Raw genomic sequence first — 16,818 nt, 5'->3', positions numbered from 1 at the left:
TTACTCTTCACGGGCCGTAGCCTCCGCACTGATAGGGCTGGCGTATTCGGCTTTCAGTCGGCCGTCCTGGTCCAGGAGCCAGGCGTCCATGACTTGACGCACCACAGGCGCGGCGACACCGGAGCCGGACTCACCGTTCTCGACCATCACCGACACTACGATTTTCGGATTTTCTGCCGGCGCGAAGCCAACGAACAAGGCGTGGTCGCGATGGCGCTCCTGAACCTTGGAGCGGTCGTATTTCTCGCCCTGCTTGATCGCGACAACCTGAGCCGTACCACTTTTGCCCGCGATGCGGTATTGCGAACCGATCGCGGCCTTGCGCGCGGTACCGCGGGCACCGTGCATCACCTGCTGCATGCCGTGGTTGACCTTGGTCCAGTCCGACGGGTCGCGCAGGATAATGTCCGGCATTGGATTTTCGTCCACCGGCTTCGCACCTTCGAGGGTCTTGGCCAAATGCGGACGATTCCAGACACCCTTGTTGGCCACCAACGCCGTGGCCTGCGCCAACTGCAACGGAGTGGACTGCATATAGCCCTGACCGATCCCGAGAATCAGCGTTTCGCCCGGATACCAGGCTTGACGACGGGTCGCGCGCTTCCATTCCCGGGTCGGCATCAATCCCGGCGACTCTTCGAACATGTCCAGCGAAACCTTCTGGCCGATGCCGAACTTGCTCATGTACGCCGACAACCGATCGATTCCCAGTTTGTGGGCCAGGTCATAGAAGTAGGTGTCGTTGGACCGCATGATCGCCGTGTCCAGATCGACGTAGCCATCACCGGTACGGTTCCAGTTACGGTATTTGTGATCGTAGTTGGGCAACTGGTAATAGCCGGGGTCATACACCCGACTCGCCGCAGTCACAACGCCAGCATCCAGGCCGGCAATCGCCACGGCCGGCTTGATGGTCGAGCCCGGCGGGTACAGGCCGCGCAGCACGCGGTTGAACAGTGGCCGGTCGATGGAGTCGCGCAGCTCGGCATAGGCCTTGAAGCTGATGCCAGTGACGAACAGGTTCGGATCGAAACTCGGCGCACTGACCATCGCCAGCACTTCGCCGGTTTTTGGGTCCAGCGCCACCACCGCACCACGACGACCGCCGAGTGCAGCTTCGGCCGCTTCCTGCAATTTGATGTCCAGGCTCAGGACGATGTCCTTGCCGGGAATCGGATCGGTACGCTTGAGCACGCGCAATACGCGGCCTCGAGCGTTGGTCTCGACTTCTTCGTAACCCACCTGACCGTGCAGCTCGGGTTCGTAGAAACGCTCGATACCGGTCTTGCCGATGTGGTGGGTACCGCTGTAATTGACCGGATCGAGAGACTTCAGCTCTTTCTCGTTGATCCGCCCCATGTACCCCACCGAGTGCGCAAAGTGCGGGCCCTGCGGATAGTGACGCACCAGCTGCGCGACCACTTCCACACCCGGCAGACGGAACTGATTCACCGCGATACGGGCGATCTGTTCTTCGCTCAACTCGAACAGGATCGGTACCGGCTCGAACGGCCGACGCCCCTGACGCATGCGCTTCTCGAAGATCACCCGGTCCTCGGGCGTCAGCTCCAGCACTTCGACAATCACATCGAGCACTTGCTGCCAGTCGCCGGAGCGCTCGCGGGTCATGCTCAGGCTGAAGCTGGGCCGGTTATCGGCCACCACCACGCCATTGCGGTCGAAAATCAGCCCGCGGGTTGGCGGAATCGGTTGCACATGGACGCGGTTGTTCTCCGACAGGGTCGAGTGGTACTCGTACTGAATCACCTGGAGGAAATACAGCCGTGCGATCAGCACACAGATCAGCACCACCACCGCAATTGCCCCGAACACGACGCGGCCACGCACCAGACGGGCGTCTTTTTCGTGGTCCTTGATGCGGATCGGCTGGGGCATGAGGGCAGAACTACTTGTGGTAAGGGTGGCCGGACAGAACTGTCCAGGCACGATACAGCTGTTCGCCGATCAGGATCCGCACCAGCGGGTGCGGCAACGTCAACGGTGAGAGCGACCAGCGCTGATCGGCCCGGGCACAGACTTCCGGCGCCAGCCCTTCGGGGCCGCCGACCATGAAATTCACCGTGCGCGAGTCCAGCCGCCAGCGATCGAGCTCGACCGCCAGTTGCTCGGTGCTCCAGGGCTTGCCGTGGACTTCGAGGGTCACAACGCGCTCGTTCGGCCCGACCTTGGCCAGCATGGCTTCGCCTTCCTGACGGATGAAGCGCGCCACGTCGGCGTTCTTGCCACGGGTGTTGAGCGGTATTTCCACCAGTTCCAGCGCCAGCTCGGACGGAAGACGCTTGGCATATTCATGCCAGCCTTCTTCCACCCACTTGGGCATGCGTGAACCGACGGCGATCAGTCGCAGTCGCACAGCGGTCCCTTATTGCTGGTCTTTATTGAGCTTGACGAAGTGCTCATGGGTGTTTTCCGGGCTGTGGTGAGCCGCGTTCAGCGCACGGCTCTGTTCTGCACCGGACCACAGACGCTCCAGGTCGTAAAACTGACGAGCCGAAGCGGTCATCATGTGCACGATGACGTCATCCATATCCAGCAGGACCCAGTCGCTGTCGCCCTTGCCTTCTTCACCCAGCGGCTTGACGCCCAGGGCTTTGACCGCTTCGCGGACCTTGTCCAGCATCGCGCCGATCTGGCGGTTGGACGTACCGGTAGCGATGATCATGAAGTCAGTGATGCTCTGCTTTTCACGAACGTCGATGACCTGAATGTCCTGGCCTTTCACGTCTTCCAGGGCCGCTACGGCAACCTTGACCAGCTCTTCGCCGCGCAGCTCTGGGCCGGTTGGCACTTCTACTGGCAGCGGGGCGCTCTTGAATGTGCCTTTGCGCTTTACTTTAGTTACGTCTTTGTTCGTCATATAAAACTCGTTTTGCTCGTATGTTCGGGCGCTTCGGTACACGCGTTCACGTGTTTTGAAGCGCGCCCTTTTTCAGTTCGACGCACGGTAGAGACCGTGCGCATCGATGTAGGCCAGGACCGCGTCAGGCACCAGGAAACGTACCGACTTACCGCTGGCCAGCAGTTGACGGATCTGGGTGGCGGATACCGCGAGCGGTGTCTGCCAGACGAATGCAATCTGTCCGCTCGGCCCTTTGAGGGCCAGCGGGTCGCTCACCGAGCGTGCCGCCAACAGATTGCGCAAGGCATCCGGCGGTTCGCTGTCGGCATCCGGGCGTTGCAGCACCAGGATGTGGCAATGCTGGAGCAACTCTTCCCAGCGGTGCCAAGTGGGCAGGCCGCAAAATGCGTCCCAGCCCAAAAGTAGAAAAACCTGGTCGGAGGCGGCAAGTTCTGCGCGCATCAGCTCCAGGGTGTCGATAGTGTAGGACGGTTTGTCCCGCTGCAATTCACGGGCGTCCACCACCAACGGCGCCACACCGGCCACCGCGCACTCGACCATCGCCATTCGGTCTTTCGCCGACACCTGCGGCGTACCGCGATGAGGCGGTCTGGCACTGGGTGTCAAGCGCAGCTCATCGAGCGCCAGCGATTCGGCGACTTCCAGCGCACTGCGCAAATGGCCGATGTGTACCGGATCGAAGGTTCCGCCCAGCATGCCAATGCGTCGAGGCGCAGGCTCGCTGGCGGTTACCGGGGCTGACAGGTCGAGGTCGCCCAAGTCAGTCCGACGCCTGGCCGCGCAACTGGCCATCACCGACCACGATGTACTTCTCGCAGGTCAGACCTTCGAGGCCCACCGGGCCGCGGGCGTGCAGCTTATCAGTAGAAATGCCAATCTCGGCACCCAATCCGTATTCGAAGCCATCGGCGAAGCACGTCGGGGTGTTGATCATTACCGACGACGAATCGACTTCCGCGACGAAACGCCGGGTGTCAGCAAGGTTTTCGCTGACGATCGAATCGGTGTGGTGGGAGCCGTACTTGTTAATGTGTTCGATGGCCTGGTCCAGCCCGTCGACCACACGGATCGAAAGAATCGGCGCCAGGTACTCGGTGTTCCAGTCTTCTTCGCTCGCGGCAACAGCCTCGATGATCGCCCGGGTGCGTTCGCAGCCGCGAAGCTCGACGCCTTTTTCGCGGAACTGTGCAGCCATCGACGGCAGGAAATCCTTGGCGACCGATTGGTTCACCAGCAGGGTTTCCATGGCTCCGCAGATGCCATAACGGTAAGTCTTGGCGTTGAACGCGATGCGCTGGGCTTTCGCCAAATCAGCATGGGCACTGACGTAAACGTGGCAGATGCCGTCCAGGTGCTTGATAACCGGCACGCGGGCATCGCGACTGACCCGTTCGATCAGGCCACGGCCGCCACGGGGCACGATAACGTCGACGTACTCAGGCATGGTGATCAGCGCGCCAACGGCGGCACGATCAGTGGTTTCGACCACTTGCACCACGGCGGCAGGCAGTTCGGCTTCGGCCAGACCGCGCTGGATGCAGGCGGCAATGGCACGGTTGGAATGAATCGCCTCGGAGCCGCCACGCAGAATGGTCGCGTTGCCGGACTTCAGGCACAGGCTGGCGGCATCGATGGTCACGTTCGGCCGGGATTCGTAGATGATCCCGATGACGCCCAACGGCACACGCATCTTGCCGACCTGAATGCCCGACGGCCGAAAGCTCATGTCGCGGATCGCGCCGATCGGGTCCGGCAGAGCCGCCACCTGACGCAAACCGACGATCATGCCGTCGATGCGTTCCGGGGTCAGCGCCAGACGCTCAAGCAATGCCGGCTCAAGACCATTGGCACGGCCAGCGGCCAAATCCAGTTCATTGGCAGCCGTCAGCTCGGCGCGAGCAGCGTCCAACGCATTGGCAGCAGCCTGCAAGGCGCGGTTTTTCTGCGCGGTGCTGGCACGGCCAATGACGCGAGAAGCTTCGCGGGCAGCGCGACCCAGGCGGGTCATGTAGTCAAGAACGGACTCAGTCATGGTCTGGAGTGGTCTTTGCTAAGGTCTTGGTAAAGAGTAAAGCGGCAGATTATAGCTGTCGCGTCCCGGGACTAACAGCGGTGACGGGCGGATGGTCGAAATGGAGGGCAATTTGCCGACGTTCAGCCGTGATTAAGCTGCAAATTGTTATCATCGCAACTCAATCAGCCCTGATAAACGCCGTTCATCATGACTAACCTGACTGTTCCCACGTCCGCGACGAGCCTGCCCAAGGGGCTCGCGGACGCATTTTTCGACAGAGATGCCCAAACGCTGGCCCGGGATTTACTCGGCAAAGTCATTCGTCACCGGGTCGGCGACCTGTGGCTCAGCGCTCGGATCATCGAGACCGAGGCCTATTACTTCGAAGAAAAAGGCAGCCACGCCTCCCTCGGCTACACAGAAAAACGTAAGGCTTTGTTTCTGGATGGCGGCCACATCTATATGTATTACGCCCGGGGCGGCGATTCCCTGAACTTCAGCGCCCAAGGTCCGGGCAATGCTGTGCTGATCAAATCCGCCTATCCGTGGGTCGATGACTTGAGCGGGCCGGCGAGCCTGGCGCAGATGCTGCTGAACAATCCCGATGCCCAAGGTCGCCCTCGCCCCTCGCAAAAGCTTTGCGCCGGACAGACGTTGCTCTGCAAGGCGCTGGGCCTGAAGGTGCCGGTCTGGGACGCCAAGCGCTTCGACCATGAAGTGCTGCTGGTGGAAGATGTCGGCCCGGCGCCTGTTCACATCATACAAACCACGCGCCTGGGCATTCCCCACGGGCGCGATGCGCATTTGATGTACCGCTTCGTCGATTCGGCTTACGCGCCGTATTGCACGAGAAACCCGTTGCGACGGGGGCAGGTCGAAGGTCGTGATTATTTTTTGCTGACCTGAACAATGAAAATTTCCCCCTGTGGGAGCGAGCCTGCTCGCGATAGCGGACTAACAGTCGAAGTAGATGTCGCCTGACGCTCCGCTATCGCGAGCAGGCTCGCTCCCACATGGGGCCGGCAGTGTTTTGAAGATGTGTTCGTCCCTTGGCACCGATTGATTATTTGATGGAGTTGTTTTTATGGGCCAATGGCTCGATAGCGTGACCGGTTGGTTGACGGTCAACCCGCAATGGCTGGCTGCCGCGGTGTTCATAGTGGCTTGCGTGGAATGCCTGGCGATTGCCGGGCTGATCGTACCCGGGACGGTGTTGCTGTTTGCCGTGGCGGTACTGGCCGGCAGCGGTGCGCTGTCGCTGGGTGAAACACTGTTGCTGGGGTTCCTCGGCGGCGTGCTGGGCGACATCATTTCGTACTTCCTCGGACGACATTTCCATCAGAACATCCGACGCCTGCCGGGGTTGCGCCATCATCCGGAATGGATCGCCGGGGCCGAGGCGTATTTCCAGCGTTACGGCATCGCCAGCCTGTTGGTCGGGCGTTTTATCGGCCCGCTACGGCCGATGTTGCCGATGGTCGCGGGGATGTTCGACATGCCCTTCCCGCGCTTCGCTGCCGTCAGCCTGCTGGCCGCCGCTGGCTGGACCATTGCCTATCTGCTGCCCGGCTGGGCCACGGGGGCGGCGATTCGCTTGCCTTTGCCGGAAGGCTTCTGGCCTGAGGCCGGCATTGTCGCCGGTAGCATCGTCGTCATGGTGGGTTTGAGCGCCACCAGCAGTCTGCGGCGTCATCGCAAAGCGACGATGCTGATTACCGCAATGAGCTTTCTGATTCTGGCGGGACTGTTTATCGGCTATCCGCACCTGACTGCCCTTGATCAGGGTTTGATGACTCTGGTGCAGGAACACCGCAGCCCCATGCTCGATGAAGTGGCCGTGACGTTCACGCTGATCGGCGAGTTTCGCAATATGTTGATGTTCAGCGCGCTGCTGACGGGTTTGCTGTTGCTCGCCCGGCAATGGCGACAAGCGATTTTCGCCGGGAGCACCCTGCTGTGCACCGCGCTGGGCAACACCGTGACCAAACACTTTTTCGCCCGCGTACGCCCGGAAGTGCTGAGTGATCCCCTGACCAGCTACAGCATGCCCAGCGGCCATGCCTCGGGCTCTTTTGCGCTGTTTCTGACGCTGGCCGTGCTGGCCGGCCGCGGACAACCACCGCGCATGCGCCTGACCTGGCTGCTGCTGGGTTGCTTGCCAGCGCTGGCGATTGCCATGTCCCGGGTGTACCTGGGCGCGCACTGGCCAACGGATGTGCTGGCCGGCGCGATGCTGGCAGCGTGCGTGTGTGCCGCAAGTTTGTGGCTGAATCAGCGCCCGACACCGCTCAACGCCATGCCACCGAAGGTCTGGTGGCTGGTATTGCCGGCGCTGGTGGCGCTGTTCGGGTTCTTTGCTTTGCGGCATTTGCCGCATGCGATGTTGAGATATGCGTATTGATGCCGATTAGCAGCGTGTAACAGCTGCCGAGCCTGCGAGGCTGCGTTCGGTGCGGGCCGCGTTCGGACGCAGCCGTCGTGAGATCAGCCACTGCGGGGTGTCAGGAAAATCTCGCGAGCAGGATTTACGACGGCTTCGTCCGAACGCGGCCCGCACCGAACGCAGCCTCGCGAGCTCGGCAGCTGCTACAGGGATCAGGCGAACAATTCGCCCTGCAACTCATCCAGCAGCGCCTGAATCGCATCCAGTCGCTGCTGCGGATCATCGAGTTGCAGCAGGTCGATCTTGTCCAGTTCGGCAAACGGCAACAGGTACGCCAACTGATTGGCCAGTGACTGCTGCCCGGTCGCTTCAGTACCCATGTTCAACGCTTCGACCATCGGGTGTTCGGCCAAGGCTTTGAGCAGCGCAACCAGGTCGGCGTCCTCGTCCTGCAGCGGTTGCTCAGGTTCGTCCTCCAGCCATTCGACCTCGGCGACGGTCAGCTGATCGCGCTGAATCTCGGTGCTCAACACGTGGAAACGCCGCCCGCCCTGCACCCGAATGCCCAGCAAGCCATTGTCCTGCTGTTTGAAATCAGTGATCAGCGCCTCGCATCCGACCAGCGCGTAACCCGCTGGGGCGATGCCGACTTCTTCGCCGTCAAGGATGCACACCACGCCGAAGCCGCCGCCCTGTTTCATGCAGCGACTGATCATGTCCAGGTAGCGCGCCTCGAATATTTGCAAATCGAGGATGCAGCCAGGAAACAACACCGTGTTCAGCGGAAAAAGCGGCAAGCTCATAGACATTCCCTTACACCACCATCGACACCGCCAACGGCAGGAAAACTGCCGTGGCCACGCCCATCAGACTCATCGCCAGCGCCGCGAAGGCGCCGCATTCTTCATTTTCCTGCATCGCCACCGCAGTGCCGACTGCGTGCGCCGTCATGCCCAGTGCCATACCGCGCGCCTCAGGACTGTGCACACCCAGCCGGGTCAAAAGACTCGGCCCGAATATCGCCCCGATCACCCCGGTAATCAACACGAACACTGCCGCCAGCGCCGCAACACCACCGATCTGCTCCGCCACCAGCATGGCAATCGGCGACGTCACCGACTTCGGCGCCATAGTCATCAGGATCATGTGTTCGGCACCAAACGACCAGCCCAGCAATACGCCCATGCTGGTGGCGACGACGCCACCTATCACCAGCGTAGTAAATATCGGCCAGAACAACTGCCGAATGCGCCGCAGATTGAGGTACAGCGGCACAGCCAGCGCGACGGTCGCCGGCCCGAGCAGGATGCTGAGGATCTCGGTGCTCTTGCGGTACTCGGCATAGGTCAGGCCGCAACCCACCAATACGCCGATCACCAGCAGCATTGAGACCAGTACCGGTTGCAGAAAGATCCAGCGGGTTTTCTCGAACGCCGCCAGCACCAACTGATAAGCCCCCAGCGTAATACCGATGCCGAACAACGGATGATGAATCACCGACGTCCAGGCGCCGTGCCAGTCGAAGATCATTGGCCGTCCTCACGATGAGCGTGACGCTTGATCATGCGCTGCATCAGCACGCCAGCGAAGGCCAGGGACAGCAACAGAGACAACACCAGCGCGCCGACGATGGCCCAGAAATCCGCGGCAATGTCTTTAGCGTAAACCATCACACCTACGGCTGGCGGCACCAGTAGCAAGGGCAAGTAACGCAGCAGACTGCTGGCCGCGAGGTTCAGCGGTTCGCCGACCTGGCCACGGCTGATCAGGAACACCAGCAGCAACAGCAAGCCGACAATCGGCCCCGGCAGCACCGGTAAAAACAAGTGGTTGATGGCTGTGCCCAGCAATTGGAACAGCACCAGCCAGGTCAGGCCACGTAACAACATCCGTCATCTCCCGCCAATATCATCCCGCACAAGCGGGCCGAGCATTATAAGCACGTCAACGCTATAGACCGGCATTCGCCAAAATCATGGTCAGTTGACCGGAGCCATTTGCCATGTTGATCTAAAGTGGTAATCCGGGAGGTCAAATCCCCCCACCTCAAAAACTATAAAACCGATGAACCCAAGGAGAGTCTCAATGCCCTATGTTCCAGTTGCAGAGCTCAAAGATTATGTCGGCAAGGAACTCGGACGTTCCGAATGGCTCACCATCGATCAGGAGCGCATCAACCTGTTCGCCGAAGCCACAGGGGACTATCAGTTCATCCACGTCGACCCGGTCAAAGCCGCGCAAACGCCATTTGGCAGCACCATTGCACACGGTTTCCTGTCGCTGTCGCTGATCCCCAAACTGATGGAAGACATCCTGATCCTCCCTGAAGGGGCGAAGATGGTGGTCAACTACGGTCTGGATACCGTGCGTTTCATCCAGCCAGTCAAGGTCAATTCCAGGGTACGACTCAAGGTCGACATGAACGAAGTCATCGAGAAAAAGCCCGGCCAATGGCTGCTCAAGGCCACCGCCACGCTTGAGATCGAAGGCTCGGACAAACCGGCCTATATCGCCGAACCACTGTCGCTCTGCTTCGTGTAACCCATCCCGGATGCGAAGCAGCTCATGCTGTTTCGCGCCCTCTCCTGTTTCCTGGCTATATAAGGTCAAACAGCTGCGGCATACTCGGTCGCCTAATTGCCCGGATCCCGCTATGCGCCCACTTGCACTCCTCGCTCTGACCCTGTTGCTCACCGCTTGCGGCGACGGCGAATCGCTGCTGCCCCCGGACGCCCGGTTGCCGGACGGCGGACGCTATCGCGGTGAACTGGTCAACGGATTGCTGCAAGGCCAGGGCCGTGTCGATTACCCGAACGGCAGCTGGTACGCCGGCGATTTCGACAAGGGCCAATGGCATGGCCAGGGCGAATGGCACGGCAGTAACGGCGAAGTCTATCGCGGCGGATTCAATCTAGGGCTGTTCGACGGCAAGGGCACACTGACCACTAGCGGCAGCAGCTTCACCGGCGGTTTCAAAGCCGGTCGTCGGGACGGCGAAGGCACCCTCAAAGAAAACGGCATGACCTACCGCGGTGAATTCAAGGCCGATCAATATTCAGGGCTCGGTCGTCTCGAACTCGAAGACGGCAGCTCGTATCAGGGCCAGTTCGCCCATGGCAAACCCAACGGCGAAGGCCAACGGGGCGACGCCAGCGGCAATCAGTTCACCGGGCATTTTGTCGACGGTCAGCTCGAAGGCAACGGGACTTTCAACAGCGCCGATGGCGATATCTATGTCGGCGGCTTCAAGAACAACCAACTGCACGGCAAGGGCCGCTACGAGAACGCCGACGGTGATGTCTGGCTCGGTCAATTCAAGGAAGGATCGCTGAACGGCAAGGGCGAGTTGATCGGCGCCGACGGCAGCCATTACATCGGCCAGTTCAGTGACTGGCGCTTCACCGGCCAAGGTCGATTGAACCTGTCCGACGGCAGCTTCTACATGGGGCAATTCGACAGTGACAGTTACTCGGGGCACGGCACCCTGGTGCTGACTGATGGCACGGTGCAAAGCGGTACGTGGGTCAATGGCCAGCGTGTTCGAGATGCCGATGGCAAGCTGCTGCCCGACAGCCTGGAACTCGGTTTGCTGGCTCAGGGCCGTTTGCTCGACGATGCACTGTCCAACGTGCCGGCTTCAACCCCGGCGGTCGAGTTGTACACCCTGACACTCGGTGGTGACGGCAAGCAAAGCGTGTTCCTGCGCGAATCCGATTACGTCAGCAACATGCTCAACAGTCGCTTTGGTGCGTTTGGCCAGATCCGCCTGGTGAACCATCGCGACCACCTCGTCGACCGGCCGATGGCCACCCGAGAAAACCTGCGCCGCGCCGCCGCCGCCCTGGCCGAACGCAGTGGCCCGGAAGACTTGATCTTCATCTACCTGACCAGCCACGGCACCAGCGAACACGAACTGGTGCTCGATCAGCCGCGCATGGAACTGTCCGATCTGCCGGCCGACGAACTCGCCGCGGTGCTCTCGCCGCTGAAAAACCGCGACAAGATCATCGTGATTTCGTCCTGTTACTCCGGTGGCTTCATTCCCGCGCTCAAGGATGAACGCACCCTGATCATGACCGCCTCGCGCGCTGACCGCGTGTCCTTCGGCTGCTCGGAAGAAGCCAACTTCACCTACTTCGGCGACGCGCTGTTCGCCCAGGCACTGAACCAGACCGACGACCTGGAACAAGCCTTCAAACTGGCCAAGGCCACCATCGCCGAGCGTGAACTGGCGGACAGCTTCGAAGCCTCTGAACCGCAGATCTGGGCGCCGAAAACCGTTCTCTCTCACTGGCAGCTGTTACGCAAGCAGCAAGCACGGAAGGCACTACAAAGTGTCTCCATCAGCAGCAAGGATGCAAAGAGCAACTAAGCTGAATAGTATCAAGGGGGAAACACTATGTACTTGACGCCTCAGCACGTACTGCTTGCCGGAGCTACCGGGTTGACCGGTGAACATCTTCTTGACCGCCTGCTCAATGAGCCCACGATCTCACGAGTATTGGCGCCCTCACGCCGGCCATTGGCCGAGCACCCCCATCTGGAAAATCCGGTCGGCGACCCGGCAGAGTTTTTGCCGCAATTGAACGGTCGCGTCGACATCGCCTACTGCTGCCTGGGCACCACCATCAAGAAAGCAGGCTCGGAACAGGCGTTTCGCGCGGTGGACCTGGACATGGTGGTGGCGTTCGCCAAACGCGCACGGGAGCTGGGCGCACGGCACCTGATCGTGATCAGTGCCCTGGGCGCTGATCGCAGGTCCCCTATTTTCTACAACCGGGTCAAAGGCGAGATGGAATATGCATTGCGCGCACAGGACTGGCCGCAATTGACCATTTGCCGCCCTTCGCTGCTACTGGGCGAGCGTATGGAACCGCGTATGGCTGAGCAATTCGTTGGGCCCTTGTCCCGCTTGATCCCCGGCAAATACCGCGGCATCGAAGCGTGCCAACTGGCACGCGCCATGTGGCGACTGGCGCTGGAAGAGCAGGATGGGGTGCGGATTGTTGAGTCGGATGAGTTGCGTAAGTTAGGTAAATAACTCCCTACAAAGATCGTTCCCACGCGTGGGAACGATCAGTTAGAGGCCGCCCGTCGCCTGAAAACTGACCCCGATCACCGTGAGCACCGACAGCGGCAACAGCAGCGTGTCGAGCAGCGCACTGGCCGGCAGGTCGACGCCCGGATAGCTCGGGGCTTCGGCGCCGAAGCGGTCCATGGCGCAGCAACCGCCGTTCAGGGCATACAAATCCAGACGTGTCCCTGAGTACACCACGGGTGCCCCAGGCTTGGCGGCATCAAGCGTTCGCGCCGTCGCGCAGCCAGCCAATTGCAGCGCCAGCACAATCGCCAGCAGCTTATTCATCGCTGGTCAGATGGTGTTCGCCCCAACGCGGCAGCATGTCCTGGGGAATGTTCAGCAGATTGAGAATTCGCGCCACGACAAAATCGATCAAGTCGTCGATGGTTTGCGGCTGATGATAAAAGCCTGGCGATGCCGGCAAAATCGTCACGCCCATGTTCGACAACTTGAGCATGTTCTCCAGATGAATACTCGAATACGGCGCCTCACGCGGCACCAGAATCAGCTGACGGCGTTCCTTCAACGTCACATCCGCGGCACGTTCGATCAGGTTGTTGCAGGCCCCCGTCGCAATAGCCGACAAGGTCCCGGTGGAACACGGCACCACCACCATCGCTGCTGGCGCGCCGGAGCCCGAGGCCACCGGCGACATCCAGTCTTCCTTGCCGTACACCCGAATCTGTCCGGCGGCAGCGCCGGTGTATTCAGTGAGGAAGGCCTGCATCATCTGGGTTTTCGGCGGCAACGTGACGTCCGTCTCGGTGGCCATCACCAGTTGCGCAGCCTTGGAGATCATGAAGTGCACTTCGCGGTCTTCACGAATCAGGCAGTCAAGCAAACGCAAACCATATTGGGCGCCCGAAGCGCCGGTCATCGCGAGGGTGATGCGTTCCGGGCCGTTGTTCATTGCAGCGCCTCGGCGAGTTTGCCGTGCAGGCCGCCGAAGCCGCCGTTGCTCATGATCACCACGTGAGTGCCGGGCTGGGCCTGGCTCTTCACGCGCTCGATGATGCCTTCCAGCGAATCGCTGACGATCGACGGAACGGTGCACAACGCAGCCGTAGCCCCGAGATCCCAGCCGAGGTTGGCCGGTGCATACCAGATCACTTGATCGGCATCGACCACGCTTTCCGGCAAGCCGTCGCGGTGAGCACCGAGCTTCATGGAGTTGGAGCGCGGCTCGATGATCGCAATCAACGGTGCATCGCCGATGCGCTTGCGCAGACCGTCGAGGGTCGTTGCAATAGCCGTCGGATGGTGAGCGAAATCGTCGTAGATGGTAATGCCACGAACTTCCGCAACCTTCTCCATCCGGCGCTTGACGCTTTTGAATGCGCTCAGAGCAGCGATGCCCATCGAAGGCACCACGCCGACGTGGCGCGCCGCAGCCAACGTGGCCAAAGCGTTGGCGACGTTGTGCTGACCGGTCATGTCCCACTCGACCACGCCTTGAGCGACACCTTCGAACATCACTTCGAACTTCGAGCCGTCTTCGCTCAGCAGTTTGACCTGCCACTGACCGCCGGCGCCGGTGGTTTGCACCGGGGTCCAGCAGCCCATCTCGATCACTCGCTGCAACGCAGGTTCGGTGGTCGGGTGGATCACCAGACCTTCGCTTGGGATGGTCCGCACCAAATGGTGGAATTGTCGCTCGATGGATGGCAGATCGGGGAAGATGTCGGCGTGATCGTATTCCAGATTGTTCAGGATCGCCGTGCGCGGGCGGTAGTGAACAAACTTGGAGCGCTTGTCGAAGAACGCGCTGTCATATTCATCGGCCTCGATCACGAAGAACGGTGTGCCACCTAAGCGAGCGGACACCGAGAAGTTTTGCGGCACGCCGCCGATCAGGAAACCCGGGCTCATGCCCGCGTGTTCCAGCACCCAGGCGAGCATGCTGCTGGTGGTGGTTTTGCCGTGGGTACCGGCGACGGCCAGCACCCAGCGACCTTGCAGCACGTGATCCGCCAGCCATTGCGGGCCGGAGACGTACGGCAGGCCTTTATTCAGCACGTATTCGACAGCCGGGTTGCCGCGGGACATGGCATTGCCGATCACCACCAGATCCGGGGCCGGATCGAGCTGCGCCGGGTCATAGCCTTGGGTCAACTCAATGCCCTGAGCCTCAAGCTGAGTGCTCATCGGCGGATAGACGTTGGCATCGGAGCCCGTCACGTGATGGCCCAGCTCTTTGGCCAGAACCGCCATTGACCCCATGAAAGTGCCGCAGATACCAAGAATGTGAATGTGCATTAGTCGACCTCGCAAAACATGGCCGCAGGTTAGCTTAGGGTGGGAAAATTCGCACTCTTTAGGTGAAGACTAAGATCCACCCCTCACCCCAACCCTCTCCCCAGCGGGGAGAGGGGGAAAGGGAGCAGATCTATATCGTTTTCAAAACTTGAGTTCGACTCTGAATTTTCAGGTCGCCGTATTCCGACCAGACACCTCGGTCAGCCCCCTCTACCCTTTGGGGAGAGGGTTGGGGTGAGGGGTGGATCTAACTGGCTAACGCTCAATCCCGTGTTTACGCAGTTTTCTGTAAAGGGTGTTACGGCTGACGCCAAGTTGTTCAGCCGTGTGAGTCATATGCCAACGCGTCTGTTCCAGCGCACTCAACAACGCCAGCCGCTCGGCATCATCCAGCGGATAGTCCGACGGCTCTTCAACGGCAACAACCGGAACCGGCCGAGCCTGACGAATCATCAACGGCAAATCCTCCAGCCCGATCCGCCCGCCGTCACACAACGCCGCCAACGTGCGCAGCACATTGCGCAACTGCCGCACGTTCCCCGGCCAGGCGAACGCCAGCAACGCCTGGCGTGCCGGACCGTCGATCAATACGGTTTCCCCGCCCGCCTCTTCGGCCAGCAAAAAGTCGAGCAGTTGGGATTTATCACTGCGATCACGCAGCGCCGGCAGCGCAACTTCCAGCCCATTGAGCCGGTAGTACAAATCCTCGCGGAAGCTGCCGTCCTGCACCCGCTCCAGCAAATTACGGTGAGTGGCGCTGATGATTCGTACGTTGACCGACTCCGGCTCGCCGCCGATCGGCACTACCTGACGATCTTCCAGCACCCTTAATAGCCGGGTCTGCAAAGCCAGGGGCATGTCGCCGATTTCATCGAGGAACAGAGTGCCGCCATCGGCCTGCTGCAACTTGCCGCGCATGCCTTCCTTGCGCGCGCCAGTGAAGCTGCCGCCGCGATAGCCAAACAATTCGCTCTCGATCAGGCTTTCGGGGATGGCGGCGCAGTTGAGGGCAACAAAGGCTTTTTCCGCTCGCTGGCTGGCCTGATGGACGGCTTTGGCAAACGCTTCCTTGCCGGATCCGGTTTCGCCGTTGATCAGTAGCGGTACGTCCCGCTCGAACACGCGCAAGGATTTGCGGAAGTCCTCCTGCAACCCTGTATCGCCCAGACAGATACCCGACAAGCGCGAAGGCGCGGCGATCACTGTACTTTGCACCACCGGTGCCGGAATGCTGCGTGGCTGCCCGCGCAACAGCGCAAACAGACTCCGCCCGTCGCGCGTGCGCAACGGCCAGCTGGCGCTGGCATTGACGCTGGCGCGGCCGAGCAATTCATCCAGCGAGCAATCGAAAAACGCCTCCACCGGTTTGCCCAGCAGCCCGCCGCGAATATGCCCCAGCAGGTTCAGCGCACTCTGGTTGACCGCACTGATCCGCCCTTCCCCGTCAAACGCCAGCAACCCTTCGCTGAACAGCCCGACGGATTCGGCCTGCAAATGAAAACGCAGCAACCACTGATTGTCGAAGTAGCGCAGGAAATAGCAGCTCTCGATCATCTTCGCCGAAAGATTGACCAGCGCCATGGTGTGGAATTGGCTTTGACGCGAGACCTCGTGTCGCGCCGAGGACACGTCGAGCACCGCCAGCAGTTCGCCATGCGGGTCGAACACCGGGCTCGCCGAGCAGGTCAGGCCGGTGTGACGGCCACGAAAGTGCTCGTCCTGATGGATGGTCAGGGACTGACGCTCTACCAGACAGGTGCCGATACCGTTGGTGCCTTCGCAGGCTTCGCTCCAGTCAGCCCCGAGCCAGAGGCCGGCGCGTTCGAAAATCTTCCGCTCGGCAGGCGCGGTGACGCAATTGAGGATCACGCCGCGGGCATCGGTCAGCAGGACCGCATGGCCGGCGCCGGAGAGTTGCTGATGAAGGCTGGTCATTTCGCTGCCGGCGATGTGCAGCACTTGCTGCAAGCGCTCGCGGCTTTCCAGGACGCGGCCATGTTCCAGCACCGTCGGCGCCATGGTCAGGGCCGGGTCGAGGTGATAATCCTCAAGACAGCGCAGCCAGGAACGGGCAATCGACGGATCGCTGCCGGGACCGTGCAGGTGGGATTTGCCCTGAGTGACGGTCAGGACCTGCTGGGCATGGCGACTCAAATGGTTGTCGTGCATTTCTTATTGTTCTCCCCGAGCGGTTACACCCCTGT

Annotated in this window: 17 protein-coding genes; 5 read left to right on the top strand and 12 right to left on the bottom strand. The window is 60.8% G+C overall.

What is annotated here, in order from left to right; genetic code table 11:
- The 5 genes from mrdA to ACYZUA_RS06025 form a co-directional block, all read right to left on the bottom strand.
- Positions 1–1,896, bottom strand: a complete 1,896-nt coding sequence (mrdA, locus tag ACYZUA_RS06045; RefSeq protein WP_461962395.1) for a penicillin-binding protein 2 — start codon at positions 1,894–1,896, stop codon at positions 1–3.
- Positions 1,897–1,906: 10 nt separating this feature from the next.
- The gene (gene rlmH / locus ACYZUA_RS06040; protein ID WP_007937439.1) at positions 1,907–2,374 is read right to left on the bottom strand and encodes a 23S rRNA (pseudouridine(1915)-N(3))-methyltransferase RlmH; all 468 of its coding nucleotides are present in this window, start codon (positions 2,372–2,374) and stop codon (positions 1,907–1,909) included.
- A gap of 9 nt (positions 2,375–2,383) precedes the next feature.
- The gene (rsfS, locus tag ACYZUA_RS06035; protein WP_033054148.1) at positions 2,384–2,878 is read right to left on the bottom strand and encodes a ribosome silencing factor; all 495 of its coding nucleotides are present in this window, start codon (positions 2,876–2,878) and stop codon (positions 2,384–2,386) included.
- Positions 2,879–2,950: 72 nt separating this feature from the next.
- A complete protein-coding gene (gene nadD, locus ACYZUA_RS06030; RefSeq protein WP_461963892.1) occupies positions 2,951–3,577 on the bottom strand; it encodes a nicotinate-nucleotide adenylyltransferase in 627 nt (208 codons plus the stop codon).
- 64 nt (positions 3,578–3,641) lie between these two features.
- Entirely contained in the window at positions 3,642–4,913 is a 1,272-nt protein-coding gene (locus ACYZUA_RS06025; protein ID WP_461962394.1) for a glutamate-5-semialdehyde dehydrogenase, read from the bottom strand.
- 189 nt (positions 4,914–5,102) lie between these two features.
- Between ACYZUA_RS06025 and ACYZUA_RS06020 the strand changes: the two genes are divergently transcribed.
- Together ACYZUA_RS06020 and ACYZUA_RS06015 are read left to right on the top strand one after the other, a co-directional pair.
- Positions 5,103–5,801, top strand: a complete 699-nt coding sequence (locus tag ACYZUA_RS06020) for a DNA-3-methyladenine glycosylase (protein WP_461962393.1) — start codon at positions 5,103–5,105, stop codon at positions 5,799–5,801.
- Between the two features lie 178 nt (positions 5,802–5,979).
- A complete protein-coding gene (locus ACYZUA_RS06015; RefSeq protein WP_461962392.1) occupies positions 5,980–7,296 on the top strand; it encodes a bifunctional DedA family/phosphatase PAP2 family protein in 1,317 nt (438 codons plus the stop codon).
- Positions 7,297–7,490: 194 nt separating this feature from the next.
- Here ACYZUA_RS06015 and ACYZUA_RS06010 read toward each other — a convergent pair whose 3' ends face one another.
- From ACYZUA_RS06010 to ACYZUA_RS06000, 3 genes are read right to left on the bottom strand one after another with little or no spacing between them, the layout of a single operon-like run.
- Positions 7,491–8,081, bottom strand: coding sequence for an LON peptidase substrate-binding domain-containing protein (locus ACYZUA_RS06010; RefSeq protein ID WP_461962391.1), 591 nt, complete (start codon positions 8,079–8,081; stop codon positions 7,491–7,493).
- 10 nt (positions 8,082–8,091) lie between these two features.
- Positions 8,092–8,808 (bottom strand): LrgB family protein, encoded by a 717-nt coding sequence (locus tag ACYZUA_RS06005; RefSeq protein WP_461962390.1) that lies wholly within the window; start codon positions 8,806–8,808, stop codon positions 8,092–8,094.
- Entirely contained in the window at positions 8,805–9,167 is a 363-nt protein-coding gene (locus ACYZUA_RS06000; RefSeq protein ID WP_461962389.1) for a CidA/LrgA family protein, read from the bottom strand. The genes ACYZUA_RS06005 and ACYZUA_RS06000 overlap by 4 nt, the downstream gene beginning before the upstream one ends.
- Positions 9,168–9,363: 196 nt before the next feature.
- On the opposite strand from ACYZUA_RS06000, the gene ACYZUA_RS05995 reads away from it, so the two are divergent.
- The 3 genes from ACYZUA_RS05995 (at position 9,364) to ACYZUA_RS05985 (ending at position 12,319) form a co-directional block, all read left to right on the top strand.
- Positions 9,364–9,819: a MaoC family dehydratase gene (locus ACYZUA_RS05995; protein WP_123367685.1), complete on the top strand. Its 456-nt coding sequence runs from the start codon at positions 9,364–9,366 to the stop codon at positions 9,817–9,819.
- A 112-nt stretch (positions 9,820–9,931) separates the two neighbouring features.
- Positions 9,932–11,650 carry a C13 family peptidase gene (locus ACYZUA_RS05990; protein ID WP_461962388.1) on the top strand — a complete coding sequence of 573 codons (1,719 nt, stop codon included), beginning with the start codon at positions 9,932–9,934 and terminating at the stop codon, positions 11,648–11,650.
- A gap of 27 nt (positions 11,651–11,677) precedes the next feature.
- Positions 11,678–12,319: an oxidoreductase gene (locus ACYZUA_RS05985; protein ID WP_461962387.1), complete on the top strand. Its 642-nt coding sequence runs from the start codon at positions 11,678–11,680 to the stop codon at positions 12,317–12,319.
- A 39-nt stretch (positions 12,320–12,358) separates the two neighbouring features.
- Here the strand turns inward: ACYZUA_RS05985 and ACYZUA_RS05980 are convergent, their stop codons facing one another.
- The 4 genes from ACYZUA_RS05980 to ACYZUA_RS05965 form a co-directional block, all read right to left on the bottom strand.
- A complete protein-coding gene (locus ACYZUA_RS05980) occupies positions 12,359–12,643 on the bottom strand; it encodes a YceK/YidQ family lipoprotein (protein WP_095130782.1) in 285 nt (94 codons plus the stop codon).
- A complete protein-coding gene (gene ubiX / locus ACYZUA_RS05975; RefSeq protein ID WP_046048695.1) occupies positions 12,636–13,268 on the bottom strand; it encodes a flavin prenyltransferase UbiX in 633 nt (210 codons plus the stop codon). The genes ACYZUA_RS05980 and ubiX overlap by 8 nt, the downstream gene beginning before the upstream one ends.
- A complete protein-coding gene (gene mpl, locus ACYZUA_RS05970) occupies positions 13,265–14,614 on the bottom strand; it encodes a UDP-N-acetylmuramate:L-alanyl-gamma-D-glutamyl-meso-diaminopimelate ligase (RefSeq protein ID WP_461962386.1) in 1,350 nt (449 codons plus the stop codon). Before mpl ends, ubiX begins: the two co-directional genes overlap by 4 nt.
- Positions 14,615–14,869: 255 nt before the next feature.
- Positions 14,870–16,783: a sigma-54-dependent Fis family transcriptional regulator gene (locus ACYZUA_RS05965; RefSeq protein ID WP_461962385.1), complete on the bottom strand. Its 1,914-nt coding sequence runs from the start codon at positions 16,781–16,783 to the stop codon at positions 14,870–14,872.
- Positions 16,784–16,818 lie beyond the last annotated feature (35 nt).

The organism is Pseudomonas sp. LS2P72 (assembly GCF_054897865.1).
This window is presented reverse-complemented; position numbering and strand designations above follow the sequence as displayed.